The organism is Pseudomonas sp. St29, assembly GCF_001547915.1.
Taxonomy (GTDB): Bacteria; Pseudomonadota; Gammaproteobacteria; order Pseudomonadales; family Pseudomonadaceae; genus Aquipseudomonas.
The window spans coordinates 6,620,385-6,641,047 of record NZ_AP014628.1 but is presented as its reverse complement, the minus strand read 5'-3'; the positions used below and the strand labels follow the sequence as shown (position 1 = coordinate 6,641,047).

General features: G+C 65.2%; 18 protein-coding genes. 7 read left to right on the top strand and 11 right to left on the bottom strand.

Annotated elements, in window-relative coordinates; translation table 11 throughout:
* The first annotated feature begins 1 nt into the window (after position 1).
* The 6 genes from PST29_RS29740 (at position 2) to PST29_RS29715 (ending at position 8,272) form a co-directional block, all read left to right on the top strand.
* Complete coding sequence (locus tag PST29_RS29740) at positions 2-3,103, top strand: serine/threonine-protein kinase (protein WP_060844968.1); 3,102 nt, start codon at positions 2-4, stop codon at positions 3,101-3,103.
* Positions 3,103-3,819, top strand: a complete 717-nt coding sequence (locus PST29_RS29735) for an ABC transporter ATP-binding protein (RefSeq protein ID WP_060841731.1) — start codon at positions 3,103-3,105, stop codon at positions 3,817-3,819. Before PST29_RS29740 ends, PST29_RS29735 begins: the two co-directional genes overlap by 1 nt.
* A complete protein-coding gene (locus PST29_RS29730; RefSeq protein WP_060844967.1) occupies positions 3,819-5,021 on the top strand; it encodes an ABC transporter permease in 1,203 nt (400 codons plus the stop codon). The genes PST29_RS29735 and PST29_RS29730 overlap by 1 nt, the downstream gene beginning before the upstream one ends.
* Entirely contained in the window at positions 5,014-6,726 is a 1,713-nt protein-coding gene (locus PST29_RS29725) for a formylglycine-generating enzyme family protein (RefSeq protein WP_060841729.1), read from the top strand. The genes PST29_RS29730 and PST29_RS29725 overlap by 8 nt, the downstream gene beginning before the upstream one ends.
* Positions 6,727-6,809: 83 nt before the next feature.
* Positions 6,810-7,748: a type VI secretion system-associated lipoprotein TagQ gene (gene tagQ, locus PST29_RS29720; protein WP_060841728.1), complete on the top strand. Its 939-nt coding sequence runs from the start codon at positions 6,810-6,812 to the stop codon at positions 7,746-7,748.
* 140 nt (positions 7,749-7,888) lie between these two features.
* Positions 7,889-8,272 carry a hypothetical protein gene (locus PST29_RS29715; RefSeq protein WP_042940722.1) on the top strand — a complete coding sequence of 128 codons (384 nt, stop codon included), beginning with the start codon at positions 7,889-7,891 and terminating at the stop codon, positions 8,270-8,272.
* A 67-nt stretch (positions 8,273-8,339) separates the two neighbouring features.
* Here the strand turns inward: PST29_RS29715 and PST29_RS29710 are convergent, their stop codons facing one another.
* The 6 genes from PST29_RS29710 to exbB all read right to left on the bottom strand — a co-directional run bounded on the left by PST29_RS29710 (position 8,340) and on the right by exbB (position 15,157).
* Positions 8,340-9,740: an aminoacyl-tRNA deacylase and HDOD domain-containing protein gene (locus tag PST29_RS29710; protein ID WP_060841727.1), complete on the bottom strand. Its 1,401-nt coding sequence runs from the start codon at positions 9,738-9,740 to the stop codon at positions 8,340-8,342.
* Positions 9,741-9,819: 79 nt separating this feature from the next.
* Positions 9,820-11,895 carry an ATP-dependent DNA helicase RecG gene (recG, locus tag PST29_RS29705; protein ID WP_060844966.1) on the bottom strand — a complete coding sequence of 692 codons (2,076 nt, stop codon included), beginning with the start codon at positions 11,893-11,895 and terminating at the stop codon, positions 9,820-9,822.
* Between the two features lie 9 nt (positions 11,896-11,904).
* The gene (locus tag PST29_RS29700; RefSeq protein WP_016963703.1) at positions 11,905-12,825 is read right to left on the bottom strand and encodes a hydrogen peroxide-inducible genes activator; all 921 of its coding nucleotides are present in this window, start codon (positions 12,823-12,825) and stop codon (positions 11,905-11,907) included.
* Between the two features lie 149 nt (positions 12,826-12,974).
* On the bottom strand, positions 12,975-13,727 hold the full coding sequence (locus PST29_RS29695) for an energy transducer TonB (RefSeq protein WP_060844965.1): 753 nt from the start codon (positions 13,725-13,727) through the stop codon (positions 12,975-12,977).
* Positions 13,724-14,152, bottom strand: a complete 429-nt coding sequence (gene exbD / locus PST29_RS29690) for a TonB system transport protein ExbD (protein ID WP_016963705.1) — start codon at positions 14,150-14,152, stop codon at positions 13,724-13,726. Before exbD ends, PST29_RS29695 begins: the two co-directional genes overlap by 4 nt.
* 6 nt (positions 14,153-14,158) lie before the next feature.
* The gene (gene exbB, locus PST29_RS29685; protein ID WP_060844964.1) at positions 14,159-15,157 is read right to left on the bottom strand and encodes a tonB-system energizer ExbB; all 999 of its coding nucleotides are present in this window, start codon (positions 15,155-15,157) and stop codon (positions 14,159-14,161) included.
* Between the two features lie 189 nt (positions 15,158-15,346).
* On the opposite strand from exbB, the gene PST29_RS29680 reads away from it, so the two are divergent.
* Entirely contained in the window at positions 15,347-16,204 is an 858-nt protein-coding gene (locus PST29_RS29680) for an NAD-dependent epimerase/dehydratase family protein (protein WP_060844963.1), read from the top strand.
* Between the two features lie 42 nt (positions 16,205-16,246).
* On the opposite strand, the gene PST29_RS29675 is transcribed toward PST29_RS29680, so the two are convergent.
* From PST29_RS29675 to gmk, 5 genes are all read right to left on the bottom strand, one after another.
* Positions 16,247-16,987 (bottom strand): hypothetical protein, encoded by a 741-nt coding sequence (locus PST29_RS29675; RefSeq protein ID WP_060841722.1) that lies wholly within the window; start codon positions 16,985-16,987, stop codon positions 16,247-16,249.
* A 55-nt stretch (positions 16,988-17,042) separates the two neighbouring features.
* The gene (locus PST29_RS29670; RefSeq protein WP_047306620.1) at positions 17,043-17,423 is read right to left on the bottom strand and encodes a RidA family protein; all 381 of its coding nucleotides are present in this window, start codon (positions 17,421-17,423) and stop codon (positions 17,043-17,045) included.
* A 24-nt stretch (positions 17,424-17,447) separates the two neighbouring features.
* Positions 17,448-19,553, bottom strand: coding sequence for a bifunctional GTP diphosphokinase/guanosine-3',5'-bis pyrophosphate 3'-pyrophosphohydrolase (gene spoT, locus PST29_RS29665; protein WP_060841721.1), 2,106 nt, complete (start codon positions 19,551-19,553; stop codon positions 17,448-17,450).
* Between the two features lie 57 nt (positions 19,554-19,610).
* On the bottom strand, positions 19,611-19,874 hold the full coding sequence (gene rpoZ, locus PST29_RS29660; RefSeq protein ID WP_007921129.1) for a DNA-directed RNA polymerase subunit omega: 264 nt from the start codon (positions 19,872-19,874) through the stop codon (positions 19,611-19,613).
* 168 nt (positions 19,875-20,042) lie between these two features.
* Positions 20,043-20,663 (bottom strand): guanylate kinase, encoded by a 621-nt coding sequence (gene gmk / locus PST29_RS29655; RefSeq protein ID WP_016964147.1) that lies wholly within the window; start codon positions 20,661-20,663, stop codon positions 20,043-20,045.

Genomic DNA, 20,663 nt, shown 5'->3' with positions numbered 1-20,663 from the left:
CATGGACATTCTGATTCCCGGTTTTGACATTCAGGGCGAGATTGGCGAAGGCGCCATGGCCACCGTGTACCTGGCGACCCAGCGTTCCCTGGAGCGCAAGGTGGCGCTCAAGGTGATGGCCGCGGCGCTGGCCGCCGACCCGAGCTTCTGCGAGCGCTTCTTGCGCGAGGGCAAGACCCTGGCGCGGCTGTCGCACCCGCACACCGTGACCATCCACGACATCGGCAATGTCGGCGAGCTGTACTACATGGCCATGGAGTACCTGCCCAACGGCACCCTCAAAGAGCGCATCGCCGCCGGGCTGACCCCGGAGCAGGGCCTGGCCTACATCCGCCAGATCGCCTCGGCCCTGGGCTATGCCCATGCCCAGGGGCTGGTGCACCGCGACGTCAAGCCGGCCAACATCCTGTTCCGCGCCGATGGCACGGCGGTGCTCTCGGACTTCGGCATCGCCAAGTCCCTGGACGACCGCACCCAGTTCACCCAGGCCGGTTTCGCCGTGGGCACGCCGAGCTACATGAGCCCGGAACAGGCCCGTGGCCAGGACATCGACGGTCGCGCCGACCTGTATGCCCTGGGGGTGGTGCTGTATGAAATCCTGGTCGGCGAGTTGCCGTACAACGGCACCGACGCGCTGTCCACGGCCCTGGCCCACCTCACCGAGCCCTTGCCGGAGCTGCCGCTGCACCACGGGCGCTACCAGCACATCCTGCGCAAGCTGCTGGCCAAGGACCCGGCGGAACGTTACCCGGACGCGGCGGCCTTGCTGGCGGCCCTGGACAACCTGCCGCCGGAGACGGCCGAGGTCGAGGCGACGCTGATCCAGCCGTTGCCGCTGCCCCCTCAGGCTGCCCCCCAGCCTGTAACTCAGCCTGTAACTCAGAGCCACGACCTGGCCGGGCTGACCCCGGTGTCGATCGAGATTCCGCAACAGGCGCCGGCGGCCCAACCGGCGCCGCGCCGCGAGCCGCCCCAGGAACCGCCTGTGCCGCCGCGCGGGTCCAACCTGCCGCCAGCCGGCAGCGGGGCGTCCGAACAGCGCCGCGGCCCGCTGCTGGCCCTGGCCGGGGTTGCCGTGGCGGTGGCCCTGGCCGTGGCGGGGGGCGGTTACTGGTGGTTGTCCGGCGACAGCCCGGCGCCGCAACCCAAGAGCCCGGCCACGGTCGGCACCCCGCCTGCCGTGGTGGCGCCGCCGGTGGAGCAGGCGCTGGCCGCGGATGTCGATGGCGGCCAGCGGCCGCTGCTGATGCCGGGCAAGAAGACCCTGTTCCAGCGGGTGCTGAGCAAGCCGGGTGCGAGTTTCTCCAGCGCGCCGGGGGCCACGCCGGACAAGCCGGTGCCGGCGTTCTCGGTGCTTTACGTGTACCAGCGCAAGAACCTCGACGGCCGCTCCTGGCTGCGCCTGGGCGCCGCCAGCGATGGACGCAGCGCCGGTTGGCTGCCGGCCGAGCAGGTCAGCGACTGGAAGCAGAGCCTGGTGCTGAAATTCACCGAACGTTCCGGCCGCGCGCCGGTGATGTTCGTGCGCCAGGCCAGCGAGCTGGAGCGCCTGCTGGCGGACCCGGCGGCGGCCAAGAACCTGCTGCTCAGGGCGCAGAAGAATCCCCAGGACGAGCAGCAGGTGCTGGCCCTGGAACCCAATGCCAGCGCGGTGCCCCAGGACCAGTTCTACCTGCTGCCGATCTTCGATTCCAAGGAAAGCTTCGACGAGAACGGCCAGCCGGTGCAGTTGCTCAACGTCGCCTCGATCGATCCGGGCAACAGCCCGCAGAGCATCAGCGACAGCAGCGGCAAGCCGCTGCCGGCGAACAGCCCGCCGGCGGCCGCCGATGCCTTCCGCACGGCGGTGGTGCTGGTGGTGGACACCTCGGTGTCGATGCAGCCGTACATCGATCAGGTGCGCGACGTGGTGCATGAGCTGCAGAGCAAGATCGCCGAGCGCGGCGAGCTGGACAGTGTCAGCTTCGGCCTGGTGGGCTTTCGCAACAACACCAGCAAGACCCCGGGCCTGGAGTACGTGACCAAGACCCTGGTGACCCTGGACCAGGGCCGCGATCCCCAGCGTTTCCAGGAACTGGTGAGCCAGGTCAAGGCCACCAGCGTCTCCAGCCACTCGTTCAACGAAGACGCCTTTGCCGGGGTCATGCAGGCCGTGGAAGGCATGGACTGGAAGGGCTACGGCGGTCGCCTGATCCTGCTGGTCAGCGATGCCGGGGCCCTGCGCAAGAACGATCCCTACAGCCGCACCCAGATGAACGAGGCGGAAGTGCGCCAGGCGGCCTTGGGCAAGCAGATCAAGATCTACGCCCTGCACCTGCGCACCGATGCCGGCAAGAAGAACCACGCCCAGGCGGAAACCCAGTACCGGGTGCTGACCGCCGACGCCAACCCGAAGATCGGCGACCTGTACATTCCGGTGCCCGGTGGCGATGTGCGCAAGTTCGGCGAGCGGGTCGACGAGATCGGCACGGTGTTCGCCGATCTGGTGCATCAGGTGCGCAGCAACCAGCACCAGGAAGTCCCGCTGCTGGCGGCGGCACCGAGCATCGCGCAGAAATCGGCAGCCATCGGCTACGCCATGCACATGGACTTTCTCGGACGCAAGGCCGCCAGCCAGGCGCCGCAGCTGGTCAGCGCCTGGACCGCCGACCGCGACCTGACCAACCCGGCGCTGCCGGCGTTCCAGGTCTGCGTGATGCTGACCAAGCTGCAGCTCAACGACCTGCAGCAGTCGCTGAAACTGATCGTCGACGCGGCGCGCAAGACCCAGACTTCGCCCAAGGACTTCTTCCAGGAAATCGCCAGTGCCAGTGCCTACATGAGCCGCGACCCGTCGGCCCTGCGCAAGGGCGGCAACCTGGCCGACGGCGGTGTGCTCGGCGAATACCTGGAAGGCCTGCCGTACCGCAGCAAGTCGCTGAACATGACCCAGGACCTGTGGCTGTCGTTGAGCGTGGCCGAGCAGGAGGATTTCATCGACGAGCTGGATTCGAAGATCCGCCTCTACGAAACCTTCCACAACGACCTGGCCAACTGGGTGCGCTTCGGCGATGCCGAGCCGGGTGATGCCCTGTACCGCGTTCCGTTGTCGACGCTGCCGTGATGCTCGATCTGGCGCAGGTACGCAAGAGCCGCGGCGAGGGTCGCCAACGCTACAGCCTGGAGATCCCAAGGCTGCAACTGCGCGCGGGCGACCAGTTGGCGGTGGTCGGCCCCAGTGGTTGCGGCAAGAGCACCCTGCTCGATCTGCTGGCGTTGGTGCTGGCTCCGGATTCGGCGGCGCGCTTCGAATTTGCCCCGGCCAGAGACGCCATCGACATCCTCGGGATCTGGCGCGGCGCGGGCCACAGTGCCCTGGCGCAATTGCGCAGCCGGCACCTGGGCTATGTACTGCAGACCGGCGGCCTGCTGGGCTTTCTCGATGTGCGGGGGAATATCGGCCTGCCGCGCAAACTGCTGGGGTTGCCCGACGACGGCATTCCCCGGCGGCTGGCCGAGCGCCTGGAAATCGCCGATCAACTGCACAAGAAGCCCGCTGCCCTGTCGGTGGGCCAGCGCCAGCGGGTCAGTTGCGCCCGGGCCCTGGCCCACGGCCCGCAGGTGCTGCTGGCGGATGAGCCGACCGCGGCCCTGGACCCGTTGAACGCGCAAAGGGTGATGCAACTGCTGGTGCAGCAATCCCGCGATCAGGGGGTGTGCTGCGTGATCGCCACCCACGATGAGGTGCTGGCCCGGGCCAACGGCTTGCAGGTCCGGCGCATTGCCTGCCGGCGCGATGCCGACGGCGGGGTCACCGCGACCCTGGGGGAGGCCTGCTGATGCGTGCGTCCCTGACGGCTGCGCTGGCCTGGCAGGACTACCGCGCCGATTCCTGGCTGTCGGCCTGTTCGGTGCTGGCCCTGGTGGCGGTGATCGCGCCGTTGCTGGTGCTGTTCGGGCTCAAGTTCGGGCTGGTCAGCAGCCTCACCGAGCGCCTGGAAAAGGACCCGGCGGTGCGCGAGATCATTCCCCTGGGCGGCGGACGCTTCAGCGCCGCGTTCATTGCCGAGCTGGGGCAGCGCCCGGACGTGGCCTTTGCCTTGCCGCGCACCCGGCAGATCGCCGCGACGGCGGACCTGTCCCGGGGCACGGCGGATATCGGCCTGACCGTGGAGATGCTGCCGACCGCGGTGGGCGACCCGTTGCTCGGGCGTTTGTCGTCACCCCGGAGCATCAGCGGCGTGCTGCTCAGCCGCACCGCCGCCGAGAAGCTCGGGGCGCAGCCGGGGGACTGGTTGCAGGCGAGCTTTGGCCGGCAGGTGGCGGGGCGCAGCGAGGTGCAGCGGACCCGGGTCCAGGTGGAGGGCATCCTGCCCCTGGAAGCCTTTGCCCGTGACGCGCTGTTCGCTCCGCTGGCACTGCTGGAGGCCGCCGAGGATTACCGCGACGGTCGCGCCGTGGCGGCCCTGGGCTGGCTCGGCGAGGTCCAGGCGGCATCCGCGCAGCGGGTCTACCCGGCGTTTCGCCTGTATGCCCGGGATCTGGATGACGTCGAGCCGCTGCGGCTGTATTTCGCCGAGCGCGGCCTGCTGGTGGCGACCCAGGCGCAGACCATCGCCCAGGTGCAGTCCTTGAGCCGCAACCTGTCCATCGTCTTCTGGGTGATCGCCGGGCTGGCCCTGGCCGGTGCCTTCGCGGCGATCTTCGCCGGGGCCCTGGCGGCGGTGGAGCGCAAGCGTCGGGAGTTGTCGGTGCTGCGCCTGCTGGGGTTTTCCACCGGCGCGCTGCTGCTGTTCGTGGTGGCCCAGGCGCTGTACAGCGCCGGGATTGCCGCGCTGTTGAGTGGCGCCCTGTATGGCCTGGCCCAGGCCGGGCTGAATCATTTGTTCATGCAGGTGCCCGGCGAGTACGCCAGTCATTTGCTGCCGGCCCATTACGGGCTGGCCCTGTTGGCGACACTGGGCGTCAGCACCCTGGCCGCGGCGCTGGGCGGCTGGCGGGTGTCGCGCATTGAAGCCTGTGAAGGAATTCGCGATGTATAAGTTGATCGGCACCGTGTTGGCCATGACCCTGGCCGGCGCCGTGTGGGCCGAAGAGCCCGGCAACAAGATGGACAATCCCAAGCCCCTGGCGGACGACGTCAGCCTGCCGTTGCCCTGTGACGGCGAGATGGTGTTCCGCTACGTCTACGTGCTGGCCCAGGGCACCCTGGACGACCGCGAGGTCAACCTCGGCTACCCCTTCAGCGAAGGCGAGAGCGGCTATCAGCAGTCGTTCATTTCCGGCTATCGCCGGGACTACATCAACGGTCAGTTCACCCTCAAGGACCTGCCTGCGGCCTGGGGCAAGACCATCGGCCCGGCCTTGCCGAAAACCGGCAGCGGGGTGCCCCTCAAACCGATGCTGTATTTCATCGGCAAGTACGAAGTCACCGCCCGCCAGTACGCCCAGGTCATGGCTCAGGCCCAGTCCCTGGCCAGCGGCGAACCGGCCCCGGCCTGCGAGGCGCCGGACGGCCTGCAGGGGCGCCTGCCCAAGGTCAAACTGTCGCGTTTCGAGGCCGAGCGTTTCGCCGCGGTGTACAGCGCCTGGCTGATGAAGCATCACCGTGACCTGCTGCCGGTCAGCGGCCGTGGCAGTTCCTCGGAAGACGGTGGCCTGGGGTTCGTGCGCCTGCCCACCGAAGTCGAATGGGAGTACGCCGCTCGCGGCGGCCAGGCCGTCAGTCGCCAGGAGCTGGAGGGCCGGCTGTTCCCGCGTCGCGTGGAGGGCAGCGAGGAAGACGGCCCGCTGGCGGACTGGGCGGTGTTCAACCAGGTGGCCGGCGGCACCGGTCAGGCGGCGCGCCTGATGCCGATCGGCACCAAGCTGCCCAACCCCATCGGTATGTTCGACGTGATCGGCAACGCCGCCGAGATGGTCCAGGAGTCCTTCCAGCTGGTGCGTGCCGGGCGCCGCCAGGGCACCTACGGCGGCTTCGTGGTCAAGGGCGGCAACTACCTGGAAGGCGAGGGCACGCTGTTCACCGGGATGCGCCGCGAGTACCCGCTGTTCGGTGCCGACGGCACTGAGCAGAGCAACGAAACCACGGGCTTCCGGGTGGCCATCGGCGCCTTGTCGGCCCCGCGTTCGCGCTACAAGGAACTGTTCGCCCAGTGGCAGAAGGAGGGTCGCCTGGCGTCCCTGACCGATGCCATCGACGAAGCCCAGGACCCCACCAAGCGCCTGGACAGCATCATTGCCACCAGTGTCGACCCGCGCCTGCAGGCGGAGCTGGGGCTGGTCAATGAAGAGCTCAAGCGCAACGTTTCGCTGATCGCCCAACAGCGCGAGGAGGCGGCCGGCAACCTGATCCAGTCCGCGGCGCTGGTGGCTGAAACCGTCAACAACTACAACATCCGCCTGACCAACCTGAAGAAGAGCCAGCAGCAGGCCATCGATGCCAAGGACGAACCCAGCGCCAAGCTGTTCGCCGAAGCCATCGACAACGGCCGCAGCGCGCTGGACGGGGCGGTGGCGATCTACATCGACAACCTGGCCACGGGCACCCGTTACACCGACGCGGTGATCCAGGCGCAATTTCAACGGATCAAGGAAGAGCTCAATCGCAAGCCGGTGCTCGGCAAGAGCCTGGTGACGCGCGCTACGTTATTCGTCCGCCATGTCGGGGATTATCGCCAGAAACGGCGAGCCGACCCGGCGACGATTTTGAAGGAACTGCTCGCATCGACCGGTCAGAAGTCATGACCGGCCGCTGTCTGTCGAGCCTGGAGGAGCTCGGGCGACCTGGTGTCGTGCCGAGTAGGTCAACACTAATCGAGATCATCAACATGCTTTTTTCCCGCAAGCCATTTGCTTCAACATCCAAGCGTCACCTGCTGTTGGTTGCCGCCGGGTTCAGCACCGTATTGACCGGTTGCGCGACCTCTCCGGTGTCCAAGGTCGCCTCGACCACCAAGGTCGAGTACTACCCGAGCTGCTACGAACCGGTACAGCACCTGCGTGCCACCGACTCGGACATGACCAAGTCGGTGGTGACCGGCGCTGCCCTGGGCGCCGCCGGTGGCGCCCTGCTCGGTGCCCTGACCGGTGACGGCGACCACCGTGGCCGCAACGCCGCCATCGGTGCCGCAGGCGGTGCCCTGGCCGGTGGCGCCGCCGGTTACTACACCGAGCGTCAGAAACAGATCGCCGACGACAATCAGCGCATCGCTTCCTACGCCACCGACGTCAACAAGAGCGCGGCCGACATCGACCGCAGCACGGCCTACGCCCGTGCCTCGCAAACCTGCTACCAGCGTGCCTTCGACAGTCTGATCAGCGCGCGCAAGGCCAACAGCATCAATGACGTGGAAGGGCGCAAGCGCCTGGCGGAAATCGTCAGCGGCCTGAAAGAGTCCAACGACCTGATCGCTGCGGTGAACGGCCGGGCCAGCGAAGACCTGAACAAGTACAACCAGGCCTACGAGCAGGATCTGCAGCAGGTGGGCGTGCAGCGTACCGACGTGGTCAAGGTCGCCACTGCCGATACCACCCCGGTGACCACCACCAGCGGTGGCAAGAAGAAGCAGCCGGCGCAGAAGGTCAAGCAACCCAAGCTGCCGAGCGTGCCGGCCGAAGCGGTGAGCACCGAGAAGTCGATCCAGCAGGCCAAGACCAAGCAGGCCGAGAGCAACAAGGTCGCTACCACCGGCCAGACCCAGGTCAACAGCATGTGCAAGAACCCGGACCTGGGTGACTGGGCACCGGTGCCTTGCCCTAACGTCTGAGTCAGTGATTGTCTGACAAGATGTCGCGATAAGCGTTGAACGCCAGTCGATCTCCGAGTAATTGGCCAGATCGACTGGCGCTCTTCACGTTACAGGTTAAACTGCGCCGGCCACCCAATAATTCCACTGAGGCGCCGTGCATGAAATTTCGTTTTCTTCTCTGGATGCTTGGCCTGTTGATGGGCAAGGCCAGCCGCAACAATCCCGCTTTCCAGCAACAGTTGGGCGACAAGGAGCTGGTGTTCCAGCTGCAGACCCTTGACGGCAAGGTTGCTCGGCATTTCTTCGTCAAGGACCAGCGCATTACCAGCCGCTCGGGGTTCTACCCGGAGCCTGCGTTCGCCATTGCCTTCAAGGATGCCGCCTACGGCTTCGCCACGATGCAGGCGAAGAACAAGCAGTTGGCGTTCATGACCGGGATTCAGGACAAGTCGATTCAGATCAAGGGCAATCCGGCGCTGGTGATCTGGTTCCAGGGCCTGACCAAGTATTTGAAACCGAAGAAGGCCAAGCCCAAGGCTTGACTGGGGACCTGGGTCGGCCAGCCGGCTCCTCGGTGCTGCGCAGGAGCCGACTGACCGCCGAAGGGGCTCAGGCCTGGCTGAATTGCGACGCCAGTTCCCGCAGCAGTACTTCCGCTTCCAGCACTTTGCTCACCACGTCTTCGGCCTTGTCACGGCTCAGTCCCAGGCGCTCGAACAGGGCGTCGGGGATCTCTTCGTGGGGGCCGGAACCGATGCCGCGGCTGCGCAGCAGGCGCACCGCCAGGCACACCAGGTTGGGGTATTCGGCGAAGGCGCCGTCGTAGCTCGGGTCGTGCTGGAAGCGCAGGGCGGTGGACAGCTCGTCCGGCATGTCCCAGTAGCGCATCAGCCAGGAGCCGATCTGTTCGCGACTGATGCCCAGCAGGTGCTGCTCGACATAGCTGTGGCACAGGTGCGGGTTGACCTCCAGGTGCCGGCAGATCAGCGAGAAGTGCGGTGGAAACACGTGGGCCAGCAGCAGGTAGCCGAAGTTGTGCAGCAGGCCGGCGAGGTAGGTCAGGCCGGCTTCCGGGCGCTGGGCGCGGGGCATGGCGCGGGTCAGGCCCTCGATCACCGCGGCGGTGTAGATCGATTGCTGCCAGTAGGGCGTGGCGTGTTGCGGCTGGTCCTTGGGCAGGCTCAGGGTCTTGCCCAGGGCCAGCCCCAGCGCCAGGTTGATCACCAGATCGAAGCCCAGCACACGGACGATGGCGTCTTCCACCGAGCGGATCTTGCCCGGCGAGGCGTAGTAGGGCGAGGCCGCCCAGCTCACGACCTGCGCGGCCAGGGCCGGGTCGGTTTCCACCACGCCGGTGATGTCGTCGATGGTGGCATTGGGATCGACCCGCAGCTTGATGATCTTCTGCGCGGTTTCCGCCAGCGGCGGGATCTCGATGGTGGCTTCCAGGCGCTGCTGGATGCGCCGCGCGGTGAACGCCTGCATGGCCTGGGTGATTTCCTCGCGGTCGTCGTCCGGGCGGTCGAGGTTGGGGCGGATGCTGCTCAGGGGCTCGCCGAAATGCCCGGCACTGGCTTTGTTGAGCATGCTCTTGAAGGCTTCGCTGGTGATCTCCAGCAGCACGCCGGGCTCGCCGGAATTGATCAGCAGGCTGGGTTCGCGCAGCAGGCTTTCTTCATACAGGCACGGCGAGCTGGTCAGCGCCGGCAGGCCGGGCAACAGGCTCAGGCTGTGCTTGCCGAGCATGCGCTCCAGGCGCTCGGTGGACACGGCGGTGAGGCGGCGGCCGGTGAGTTCGGCGAGGCGGTTGAGGTCCAGTAGCTGGCTCTGCGGGAACAGCACCATCAGCGCGCCGACGGCGTCGTCCAGCAGCACCGCCTGGACCTTGCGCGCAGCCGGCAGGCCCGGCTGGTCGAGCACTTCGTTGTAGCTGATGGCCAGCTTGCCGAGCAGCAACCGGATAACAGACGGAGCGTGTGGGGTTGCAATGTCGAGGGCAACTTCTGTCATGGTCTGGTATCCGTTTTTCTACAATTTGACGAGTATAACCAGCTTGGTTATGGCGAGGGTTCACTAACTGAGTGGTGGTTCACACTTGGCCGTATTGCTGGCCATGGCGCAGCCAGCGTTCCAGCAACGGGCTGACGTGGTCCGGCCAGCGCTCCAGCAGAGCCTGCGCGGCATCGCGTACCGCAGGCAGCAGGTCGGCGTCGCGCATCAGGTCGGCGACCTTGAACTGCAAGAGACCGGTCTGGCGGGTGCCGAGCATTTCCCCGGGGCCGCGCAGTTCCAGGTCCTTTTCGGCGATGACGAAACCGTCGTTGGTCTCACGCATGATGCCCAGGCGCTGGCGACCGATTTGTGAAAGCGGTGGATGGTAGAGCAGCACGCAGTGGCTGGCGGCGCTGCCGCGCCCGACCCGGCCGCGCAGCTGGTGCAGCTGTGCCAGGCCCAGGCGTTCCGGGTTCTCGATGATCATCAGGCTGGCATTGGGCACGTCGACCCCGACTTCGATCACCGTGGTGGCCACCAGCAGTTGCAGGTTGCCGGCCTTGAACTCGGCCATCACCGCGGCTTTCTCCGCCGGTTTCATGCGGCCGTGGATCAGCCCCACCCGCAGTTCGCCCAGGGCGCTGGAGAGGTCTTCGAAGGTGGTTTCGGCGGCCTGGCAGGTGAGCTCCTCGGATTCTTCGATCAGGGTGCAGACCCAGTAGGCCTGGCGCCCTTCGGCGCAGGCGGCGCGCACCCGTTCGATCACCTCGACGCGGCGGCTGTCGGTGACCAGCACGGTATTGACCGGCGTGCGGCCCGGGGGCAGTTCGTCGAGGATCGAGGTGTCCAGGTCGGCGTAGGCGCTCATCGCCAGGGTTCGCGGAATCGGAGTGGCGGTCATGATCAGCTGGTGCGGGCACAGGCGGCCGCCGACGCCTTTCTGGCGCAGGGCCAGGCGCTGCTGGACGCCGAAGCGGTGCTGTTCGTCGATGATCACCAGGGCCAGGTTCTTGAACTGCACCTCGTCCTGGAACAGGGCGTGGGTGCCCACCACCATGGGCGCGCCGCCGGCAATCTGTTCCAGGGCTGCCGCGCGGTTCTTGCCCTTGAGCTTGCCCGCCAGCCAGGCGACTTCCAGGCCCAGGGGTTCGAGCCAGCGCTTGAAGGTAATGAAGTGCTGCTCGGCGAGGATCTCGGTGGGCGCCATCAGCGCCACCTGGTAACCGGCTTCCAGGGCCTGCAGGGCGGCGAGGGCGGCGACCACAGTCTTGCCGGCGCCGACGTCGCCCTGGATCAGGCGCAGCATGGGTTCCGGCTGGCTCAGGTCGTAGGCGATTTCGTTGCCGACCCGTTGTTGCGCGCCCGTGGGAGCGAAGCCGAGGTTCTTCAGGTATTTGGCCGGCAGGTTCCGGGCCAGCGGCAGCACTGGGGCGCGCTGGGAGCGCAGGCTGTCGCGCAGGCGTTGCTGGGACAGCTGGTGGGTCAGCAGTTCCTCGAACGCCAGGCGGTGCTGGGCCCAGTGGTGCCCGAGGGCCAGCTCATCGACATCGGCGTCTGCCGGCGGGTGATGCAGGTAGCGGATTGCATCGTCCAGGGGCGCCAGCTGATAGTCCCGGGCCAGTTCCTCCGGCAGCCAGTCCGGCAGGCTGCGGGGGCCGAGCAGGGCCAGGCTCTGCTGGCAGAGCAGGCGCAGGCGCTGCTGGGTCAGGCCCTCGGTCAGCGGGTAGATGGGGGTCAGGGTCTGGTCCACCGGCGGCGGTTCGTCGCCACTGATGGCGCGGTATTCCGGGTGGTAGATCTCCAGGCCCGAGGCCCCGGGCCGGGCTTCGCCGTAGCAGCGCACGCGAGTGCCGCGCTTCAGGCCGTCTTTCTGGGCATTGCTGAAATGGTAGAAGCGCAGGCTCAGGCCGCCGGTGCCATCCTGCAGGCGCACCAGCAGGCTGCGGCGCTTGCCCATGACCACGTCGGCACCGCTGACGGTGCCTTCGATCACGGCATCCTGGCCCGGGCGCAGGGCGCCGATCGGCACCACGCGGGTGCGGTCCTGGTAACGCAGGGGCAGGTGGAACAGCACGTCCTGAAGGTTTTCGAGGCCGACCTTGGCCAGCTTCTCGGCCATGGCTTCGCCGACGCCCTTGAGTGCCGTGACCGGCACTTTCGACAGCTCAGTCATTGCGCTTGCTTAGCTCGCGGCGGGCGGCTTGGCCACCGAGCACAGGCGGATCGAGTCGGCGAGGATCTCGATGGCCTTGGGCCGCGGGAAGCTGGCGCGCCAGGCGATGGCTACGGTGCGAAACGGTACCGGCGGGGTCAGTGGACGCACTTCGATCACGCCGGGGGCGTAGTGATGGCTGTCCACTGCCGACAGCGGCAGGATCGAGATGCCCAGGCCGGAGGCGACCATGTGGCGGATGGTCTCCAGGGAGCTGGATTCCACGGTGGTGTGCTTGGCGCCGTCGTTGCCCTTGGTCAGGGTCGGGCAGGCCTCCAGCACCTGGTCGCGGAAGCAGTGGCCCTCGCCCAGCAGCAACAGGCTCTTGTCGTTGAGCAGGTTGGCGTCGATGGTTTCCTTCTTGGTCCAGGAGTGGCCGCTGGGCATCAGCACGTAGAAGGGCTCGTCGTACAGCGGCAGGGTCAGGACATCGGCTTCATTGAACGGCAGGGCGATGATGATCGCGTCCAACTCGCCATTGCGCAGCTTGTCCCGCAGTACGTGGGTGAAGTTCTCTTCGATATACAGCGGCATCTGCGGCGCGACCCGGTGCAGCTGGGGAATCAGGTGCGGGAACAGGTAGGGACCGACGGTATAGATGGCGCCCACCTTGAGCGGCGCGGTCAGCTGGTTCTTGCCGGCCTGGGCCAGTTCTCGGATGCCCTGGGCCTGTTCCAGGACCTTCTGTGCCTGGGCGACGATGGTTTCGCCGACCGGGGTCAGGCGCACCGCGCTCTTGCTGCGCTCGAAAATCAGCACACCGAGTTCGTCTTCAAGCTTTTTCACGCCCACCGAGAGGGTCGGCTGGCTGACATGGCAACGCTCGGCGGCGTGGCCGAAGTGCTGCTCTTGGGCGAGGGTGACGATGTAGCGTAATTCTGTGAGGGTCATAGCGGGCGTCCATGAGGATGCGGCCAAGCATAACGGCTGCAATCGATAGACGCACGTTATCAGACGGAGGGTGGAATGCGACACCCGCCAATGCCTGCTTCGGGCTGCACTAACGCCTAGGGCACCTTTGCAGGTGCCCTGGCGGGGTATCAGCGGCGGCCGCGGCTTCTGTCGATTTCGTAGTTGAAGGGCGCGGTGACTTCCACGGTGCCATTGGTGAGCATGTCGGCCGGCGGCTTGGGCAGAGTCTGTGCGCGACGGATCATGTCCAGGGTGGCCCGGTCCAGATCCGCATTGCCCGAACGGCTGATCAGCTCGTAGGACAGCACCTTGCCTTCGGCATCAACCACGAAGCGCAGGGAGTTGGTGCCTTCCTTGCCTCGACGTTGAGCCTCGCTCGGGTAGCGCTTGTGCTTGGCCAGATGCGCCTGCACCAGTCCCTGCCAGTTGGCCTTGGCGGCCGCCTGGGCCGGTGACGGGCCTGCAGTCGCGGGGGCGGGCTGCTGGGACGGGGCGGGGGTGACCGGGGCGTCGCTGGGCTTTTCCTCGGAAGGCTTTTCCTTGGGCGGCTCGGGCTTGACCACCGGTTTTGGCGGTTGTGGCTTGGGCTTCGGCTTGGCCGGCTTGGGCACCGAAATAGTCGGTTTCGGCGCTTCGGCGAGCTTGGGCAGCGGCAGTTCTTCCACCGGCGCAGGCGGTTGCGGCGGGGTCACCACTTTCGGTGGTGCCGGCGGAGGCGGCACAGGGGCAGGCGCCAGTTCCACCACCATGGCCTGGGGCGGAATGGGTATTGGTTGTGGTTTGGACCAGTTGAGGGCGAGGAGGATCGCCAGCGCATGGACACCCAGCACCACCGCCAGGCTACCGCTGTAACGCGTCAGTCTTTGGCGCGTCGTGATCATTTCTTGGCTGCCGTCTCAAGTCCGACCAGGCCGACTTTCAGGTAGCCGGCGGCCCGCAGGTTGTCCATGACGCTCATCAGATCGCCGTAGTTCACGCCCTTGTCGGCCTGGAAGAAGATGGTCGTGTCCTTCTTGCCTTGGGTGCGGGCGTCGAGGATGGCGCCCAGGGTCTCGGCCTTGACTTCCTCTTCGCCGATGAACAGGCGCTGGTCGGCCTTGACGCTGAGGAATACCGGTTTTTCCGGACGCGGCGCCGGTTTGGCGCTGGAGGCGGGAAGGTCGACCTTGATGTCCACGGTGGCCAGCGGGGCGGCCACCATGAAGATGATCAGCAATACCAGCATCACGTCGATGAACGGCGTGACGTTGATTTCGTGGTTTTCGGCCAGGTCGTCGCCTGCGCCTTCTTTCAAATGCAAGCCCATGGCTGATTACCCCACTTTCACCATGTGCGGTTGTGCGGAGCGCTCGGCTGGCTGGTGGTCCAGGTCGCGGCTGACCAGCAGCAGGACTTCTGCCGAGGCGTCGGCCACCTGGGCGCGGTAGCCGGTGATGGAGCGAGCGAAGACGTTGTAGATCACGACCGCCGGGATCGCTGCAACCAGACCCAGGGCGGTGGCCAGCAGGGCTTCGGCGATGCCCGGGGCTACCACGGCGAGGTTGGTGGTCTGGGTCTTGGCGATGCCGATGAAGCTGTTCATGATGCCCCACACGGTGCCGAACAGACCGACGAATGGCGCGGTGGAACCGATGGTGGCGAGCACGCCGGTGCCGCTGCTCATGTTGCGACCGCAGGCAGCCACCAGGCGCTCAAGGCGGAAGCTGACCCGCTCCTTGATGCCTTCTTTCTCACGGCTGTTTGCCGACAGGCGCATTTCTTCCAGGGCGTCGTGGACCAGCAGGTGGGCGAGGGTGCCCTCCTTGGCGGCCGTGGCGCTGGCCTCTTTGAGAGTGGTGGCCTTTTTCAGGGCAGCGATTTCACCGCGCAGGCGACGCTTGGCGCCCAGCAGTTCGAAGCCTTTGGCGATCCAGATGGTCCAGGTGATGATCGAGGCGATGGCCAGGCCAATCATCACCAGTTTCACGATGATGTCGGCGTTCTGGTACATGCCCCAGGGCGACAGGTCATGGGCCATGCCCAGGCTGTTGTCGGCTTCGAGGACTTCGGGGGTGTCCTGGCCCGCTACCGGAAGGCCTTCGGCCTGGGCCGGATCGGTGGCTGGCGCAGTGGCCAGGGGGGCTGCCGGGGCAGTCTGAGGGTGTTCGGCGGCTGCAGCACTGGCGGCCGGCGCGGTGGCCGGGGCGTGCTGGTCGGCGAAGGCTGCGGTCGGAGCCAGCAGCAGGCTGCACAGCAGCGCAGCAACCGCGCTTGCGGCGCGCAGTGGGCTTGGGCGTTTGGTTGGCGAGGCGGAGAGTGGATTGCTTGTCATGCTGGCCGGACCTGAGAGGAGGAAAGGGTTGAATGTCCTTCTAGGCCTCGCTGGGCCGAGAACAATTGGGCGGTTATTATTGCAATTAATTCTTGTTAACAAAAGTAATACAGTAACTATTTTTCCTCGATTTCTAGCCGTTCATCCAAAGCCGAGGCTAGTCTTGGTCTTTCTGAAAGGAGTTTTCTGATGTCCTCCCCCTCTGTTTTGATCGCCGGTTGCGGTGATGTCGGGAGTCGCCTGGCGACTCAACTGCTGGCTGAGCAATGGCGGGTTTATGGCTTGCGCCGCACGGTATCGCGCCTGCCTCAGGGAGTGATTGGCGTCGCCGGTGACCTGTTCAGCGAGCAATGCCCGATGGACTGGCCACAGGCGCCCCTGGATTATCTGGTGTACTGCGCGGCGGCCACCGAGCATGACGAAGCTGGGTATCGCGCGGCCTATGTCGAGGGCCTGCAGCATGTGCTGAGCTGGCTCAAGCAGCATGGCCAGCAGCCCAAGCGCCTGTTGTTCGTCTCCAGCAGCAGTGTCTACGAGCAGAAGGGCGGTGAATGGGTCGATGAGAATTCGCCGGCCCTGGCGAGCGGCTACTCGGGCCGTTTGATGCTGGAAGCCGAGCAGGTGGCCTTGAGCAGTGGGCTGCCTGCAACGCGGGTGCGCCTGACCGGAATCTACGGGCCGGGCCGTGAATGGCTGCTGACCCAGGTGCGGCGCGGGTATCGGGTGGCGATTGATCCGCCGTTGTATGGCAATCGCATTCATGCCGACGATGCGGCGGGCCTGCTGGCGTTCCTGCTTGAGGCGGACCGTCGCGGCACCGCGCTGGATGATTGCTATATCGGGGTCGATGACGCGCCCGCGCCGCTGGCGGAAGTGGTCGGCTGGCTACGTGAATACCTGGGTGTGACCGAGTGGGCGGATGATGCCAGCGTGCGCCGCACCGGTAGCAAGCGCTGCAGCAATGCCCGGGCCCGGGCGTTGGGCTGGGTGCCGCGTTATCTGAGTTATCGACAGGGCTATGCGGCGATTCTTCAGGGGCAAGGCTGAATCGGACCGCAGCCGCTGCGGTTGGCAGCGGCTACCTCCGGGTCATTGCTTTTGCAGCAGCCATTGCTGGTTGCCTGGCATCAGCGACGGCACTTCATCCGCCAGTGCGCTGTTCACCGCCTGGAAGATCTCCAGCTGCTGGTCCTTGCGCACGAAGATCCAGGAATTGCCCTGGCCATTGAGCTGCAACCAGATGCTGTCGTTGCCGCCGCTCATGGAAGCGCAGTCGCCCGCCAGGCACAGGGCGTAGCGATCGGCTCCCGGCAGGCCTTGCACGGCGCCGTTGGCCTGGAACTGGACCTCGTTGCCCAGTCCTGGACCGCTGACGATTTTCCATGTGCCGCCCAGGTAGGCCGAGTACAGCGCGCGCTCGAAGTTGGCGCCCAGTGGCGCGCCTTCAGGTGCCGGGTCCTTGGGCGGGACGAATACCTGTTCGGGTTCGTTGTCGTTGGCCACTTGCAGCAATTGCTTGCCGTTGCGTTTCAGCTCCGTGGCGGCGCTGCCATAGAACTCGACCTTTGCAGTATTTGAACCGTCGTTGACGATCTTGCCTTCGATGGTCTCGAAACCATTGGTGTAGCGGGCCTGGCCTGCCTTGGTGTTGAGTTCCCATTCCAGGTTCGGGCCGTAAGCCTGGAGGGCTTCACGCAAAGGGCCGCCCTTGGAGGCTGCGTCGATCGCTACCTGATTGATCCAGATGCCGCCGACATCGTTTTTGGCGGGGTCGCTGGCACAACCGCCGAGCAATACGGCGAGCAGCGAAACAGCTAGCGCTTGGCGCATGACGAAATCCTTTCAGAACGAAAACGGCGCAGCCTGAAGAGCTGCGCCGCGGGTGTTACTCGATGACCAGAATGGCATCCATTTCAACCTGTGCGCCCTTGGGCAGGGCTGCCACGCCAATGGCGGCGCGGGCTGGGTAAGGCTGCTGGAAGTACTTGCCCATGATCTCGTTGACCTTGGCGAAGTGGCTCAGGTCGGTGAGGAAGATGTTCAGCTTGACGATGTCCTTGAACGAACCGCCAGCGGCCTCGGCTACCGACTTGAGGTTCTCGAAGACCTGGACGGTCTGGGCTTCGAAGCCTTCCACCAGTTCCATGGTTTTTGGATCGAGGGGAATCTGGCCCGACATGTAGACGGTGTTGCCCGCCTTGATGGCCTGGGAGTAGGTGCCGATGGCGGCCGGGGCCTTTTCGCTGGTGATAACGGTCTTGGTCATGAATGACTCCTTGTAATGGACGGGCTACGCGCGCATGCGGGTGATGCGGATGACCCCGGTCAGGGCGCGCAGTTTCTTGATCACGCGGGCCAGGTGCACGCGGTCGTGCACGCTGACCACCAGTTGGACCACGCTGATGCGACCATCGCGTTCGTCCATGCTGATTTTCTCGATGTTGCCGTCGGCGGCGTTGACGCTGCTGGCCAGCAGCGCGATCAGGCCGCGCTGGTGTTCCAGCTCGACGCGCAGTTCGACGTTGAACTCGCCAGTGACATCCTTGGCCCAGGACAGCTGGATGCATTTTTCCGGGTTGTGGCGGATTTCGCTGATATTGCGGCAGTTGTCCAGGTGCACCACCATCCCTTTGCCAGCGGACAGGTGGCCGACGATCGGGTCGCCAGGGATCGGCGTGCAGCATTTGGCGTAGCTCAGCACCAGGCCTTCGGTGCCGCGGATCGCCAGCGGGCCTTCCGGGCTTGGCAGCTGTTCGCCTTCACCCAGCAGGCGTCGGGCCACGACGTAGGCCATGCGATTGCCCAGGCCGATGTCTTCCAGCAGGTCTTCGATCAGTTCCAGGCGGTATTCCTGGAGGATGGCCTGGATACGTTCGGTCGGGATTTTTTCCAGCGAGCTGTCGAAACCGTTGAGCACCTTGTTCAGCAGGCGTTCGCCGAGGCTGATGGATTCGGAGCGGCGCTGCAGCTTGAGGGCGTGACGAATGTGGGTGCGGGCCTTGCCGGTGACCACGAAATTCAGCCAGGCCGGATTGGGGCGTGCCCCCGGGGCGCTGACGATTTCCACGGTGGAGCCGCTTTGCAGGGGTTCCGACAGCGGTGCCAGGCGGCGGTTGATCCGGCAGGCGATGCAGCTGTTGCCCACGTCGGTGTGCACCGCGTAGGCGAAGTCCACGGCGGTGGAGCCTTTGGGCAGCTCCATGATCCGGCCTTTGGGCGTGAACACGTAGACCTCGTCCGGGAACAGGTCGATCTTCACGCTCTCGATGAATTCCAGGGAGTTGCCGGCGCGCTGTTGCATTTCCAGGACGCCCTTGACCCATTGGCGGGCGCGGGCGTGGGTGCCTTTGGGCTGTTCGTCGCCACTGGATTTGTACAGCCAGTGGGCGGCGATGCCGTTATTGGCCATTTCTTCCATTTCCCGGGTACGGATCTGGATCTCGATCGGTACTCCGTGCATGCCGAACAGCGTGGTATGCAGCGACTGATAGCCGTTGGCCTTGGGAATGGCGATGTAGTCCTTGAAGCGTCCCGGCAGTGGCTTGTACAGATTGTGCACAGCGCCAAGTACCCGGTAGCAGGTGTCTACCTTGTCGACGATGATGCGGAACGCATAGACGTCCATGATCTCGTTGAAGGCCCGGCGTTTGCCGCGCATTTTCTTGTAGATGCCGTACAGGTGCTTCTGGCGACCGCTGACCTCGCCCTGGATGCCGTCGATGGCCAGGCAGTGGCTGAGGGATTCTTCGATCTTGTTGACGATTTCCTTGCGATTGCCCCGAGCGCGCTTGACCGCCTGGTAGATCCGCGCGGAACGCATCGGGTGCATCGCCTTGAAGCCCAGGTCTTCGAATTCGATACGGATGCTGTGCATGCCCAGGCGATTGGCGATGGGGGCGTAGATCTCCAGGGTTTCCTTAGCGATCCGCCGGCGTTTCTCGCCGGAGAGCACTTCCAGGGTGCGCATGTTGTGCAGGCGGTCGGCCAGCTTGACCAGGATCACGCGAATATCGCGAGCCATGGCCATGGCCATTTTCTGGAAGTTTTCCGCTTGGGCTTCGGCCTTGGTCTCGAAGTTCATCTGGGTCAGTTTGCTGACCCCGTCCACGAGTTCGGCCACGGTTTCACCAAACTGCGCGCTGAGCGCTTCCTTGGCGATGCCGGTGTCTTCGATCACGTCATGCAGCATCGCGGCCATCAGGCTCTGATGGTCCATGTGCATGTCGGCAAGAATGTTCGCTACCGCGAGTGGGTGCGTGACGTACGCCTCGCCGCTGCGACGGCGCTGACCGTCATGGGCTTGTTCGGCGTAGAAATACGCTCGGCGGACCAGATTGACCTGGTCCGTGCCGAGATAGGTCGATAAGCGATCGGCGAGGGCGTCTATGCTCGGCATGATGTCTCCTGCCGTAAGCTGTGATCCCGCGCCGTGCTACGTCGACCAGGCATAGGCTCAGACGGCCTCGTTGGACTCGTCCTCGAAAGCAGCAAAAAGCGGCTCGTCTTCAACGATTTCGGCTTCGGCGATGGCTGCATAGTCGATCAGGCCTTCAGCGATTTCGCGCAGGGCGACAACGGTAGGCTTGTCGTTTTCCCATGCTACTTTCGGCTCTTTGCCGCCGGTTGCCAGTTGACGGGCACGCTTGGTAGAGAGCATGACCAGCTCAAAGCGGTTATCCACGTGTTCTAGACAGTCTTCAACGGTTACGCGGGCCATGGTCTTCCTCGTAGCAAATGCAATATGCGCGCTGCCCGGATGGGCGAGCGGACTCAACAGTTTAAAAAATCACCAGCGTTTAGGGAAGCGCTGATTTTTTGACCAAGCTCTTCAACGCGCTGCAAGTGCCAATGTAAAGCGCTTGCAGCGGTTTTGGGAAGTGCTGTTTTAGCCCAGCAGTTCAGCCAGCAACTTGCCGAAACGCTGCTGCTGACGTTTCTGCTGCAGTTGATTGGAGCGGAAAATGGCCTTCAGGTCGTCCAGCGCGTGGGCGAAATCGTCGTTGATGATCAGGTAGTCGTAGTCGACGTAGTGGCTCATTTCGCTGACGGCTTCGCGCATCCGCCCTTCGATGATCTCGTCGCTGTCTTGCCCGCGGTTGGTCAGGCGCTGGTGCAAGGCCTGCAAGGATGGTGGCAGGATGAAGATCGAACGCGCCTGTGGCATCAGCTTGCGCACCTGCTCGGCGCCTTGCCAGTCGATTTCCAGGATCAGGTCGTGACCTTCGTCCAGGGTCTGCTGCAGGTGGCTCTGCGAGGTGCCATAGAGGTTGCCGAAGACTTCGGCGCGCTCCAGAAAGTCGCCATGCTCGATCATCTTCACGAACTCGCTGCGTTCGACGAAGTGATAGTTCACGCCATTCACTTCGCCCGGGCGCATGGCGCGGGTGGTGTGGGAGATCGAGACGCGGATCTCCGGGTTGGCGTCGGTCAGAGCCTTGACCAGGCTGCTTTTGCCTGCGCCTGATGGGGCGGAAATGATGTACAGGGTGCCGGTGCTGTGGGTCAT

What these genes read in the sequence shown, in the direction of transcription:
- PST29_RS29725 (WP_060841729.1), top strand. Translation starts at nt 5,014, where the DNA reads ATGTATAAGTTGATCGGCACCGTGTTGGCCATGACCCTGGCCGGCGCC.
- PST29_RS29710 (WP_060841727.1), bottom strand. Translation starts at nt 9,740, where the DNA reads ATGACAGAAGTTGCCCTCGACATTGCAACCCCACACGCTCCGTCTGTT.
- PST29_RS29680 (WP_060844963.1), top strand. Translation starts at nt 15,347, where the DNA reads ATGTCCTCCCCCTCTGTTTTGATCGCCGGTTGCGGTGATGTCGGGAGT.
- PST29_RS29695 (WP_060844965.1), bottom strand. Translation starts at nt 13,727, where the DNA reads ATGATCACGACGCGCCAAAGACTGACGCGTTACAGCGGTAGCCTGGCG.
- PST29_RS29715 (WP_042940722.1), top strand. Translation starts at nt 7,889, where the DNA reads ATGAAATTTCGTTTTCTTCTCTGGATGCTTGGCCTGTTGATGGGCAAG.
- PST29_RS29735 (WP_060841731.1), top strand. Translation starts at nt 3,103, where the DNA reads ATGCTCGATCTGGCGCAGGTACGCAAGAGCCGCGGCGAGGGTCGCCAA.
- gmk (WP_016964147.1), bottom strand. Translation starts at nt 20,663, where the DNA reads ATGACCCACAGCACCGGCACCCTGTACATCATTTCCGCCCCATCAGGC.
- PST29_RS29730 (WP_060844967.1), top strand. Translation starts at nt 3,819, where the DNA reads ATGCGTGCGTCCCTGACGGCTGCGCTGGCCTGGCAGGACTACCGCGCC.
- exbB (WP_060844964.1), bottom strand. Translation starts at nt 15,157, where the DNA reads ATGACAAGCAATCCACTCTCCGCCTCGCCAACCAAACGCCCAAGCCCA.
- spoT (WP_060841721.1), bottom strand. Translation starts at nt 19,553, where the DNA reads ATGCCGAGCATAGACGCCCTCGCCGATCGCTTATCGACCTATCTCGGC.
- exbD (WP_016963705.1), bottom strand. Translation starts at nt 14,152, where the DNA reads ATGGGCTTGCATTTGAAAGAAGGCGCAGGCGACGACCTGGCCGAAAAC.
- PST29_RS29675 (WP_060841722.1), bottom strand. Translation starts at nt 16,987, where the DNA reads ATGCGCCAAGCGCTAGCTGTTTCGCTGCTCGCCGTATTGCTCGGCGGT.
- recG (WP_060844966.1), bottom strand. Translation starts at nt 11,895, where the DNA reads ATGACTGAGCTGTCGAAAGTGCCGGTCACGGCACTCAAGGGCGTCGGC.
- tagQ (WP_060841728.1), top strand. Translation starts at nt 6,810, where the DNA reads ATGCTTTTTTCCCGCAAGCCATTTGCTTCAACATCCAAGCGTCACCTG.
- PST29_RS29740 (WP_060844968.1), top strand. Translation starts at nt 2, where the DNA reads ATGGACATTCTGATTCCCGGTTTTGACATTCAGGGCGAGATTGGCGAA.
- PST29_RS29670 (WP_047306620.1), bottom strand. Translation starts at nt 17,423, where the DNA reads ATGACCAAGACCGTTATCACCAGCGAAAAGGCCCCGGCCGCCATCGGC.
- rpoZ (WP_007921129.1), bottom strand. Translation starts at nt 19,874, where the DNA reads ATGGCCCGCGTAACCGTTGAAGACTGTCTAGAACACGTGGATAACCGC.
- PST29_RS29700 (WP_016963703.1), bottom strand. Translation starts at nt 12,825, where the DNA reads ATGACCCTCACAGAATTACGCTACATCGTCACCCTCGCCCAAGAGCAG.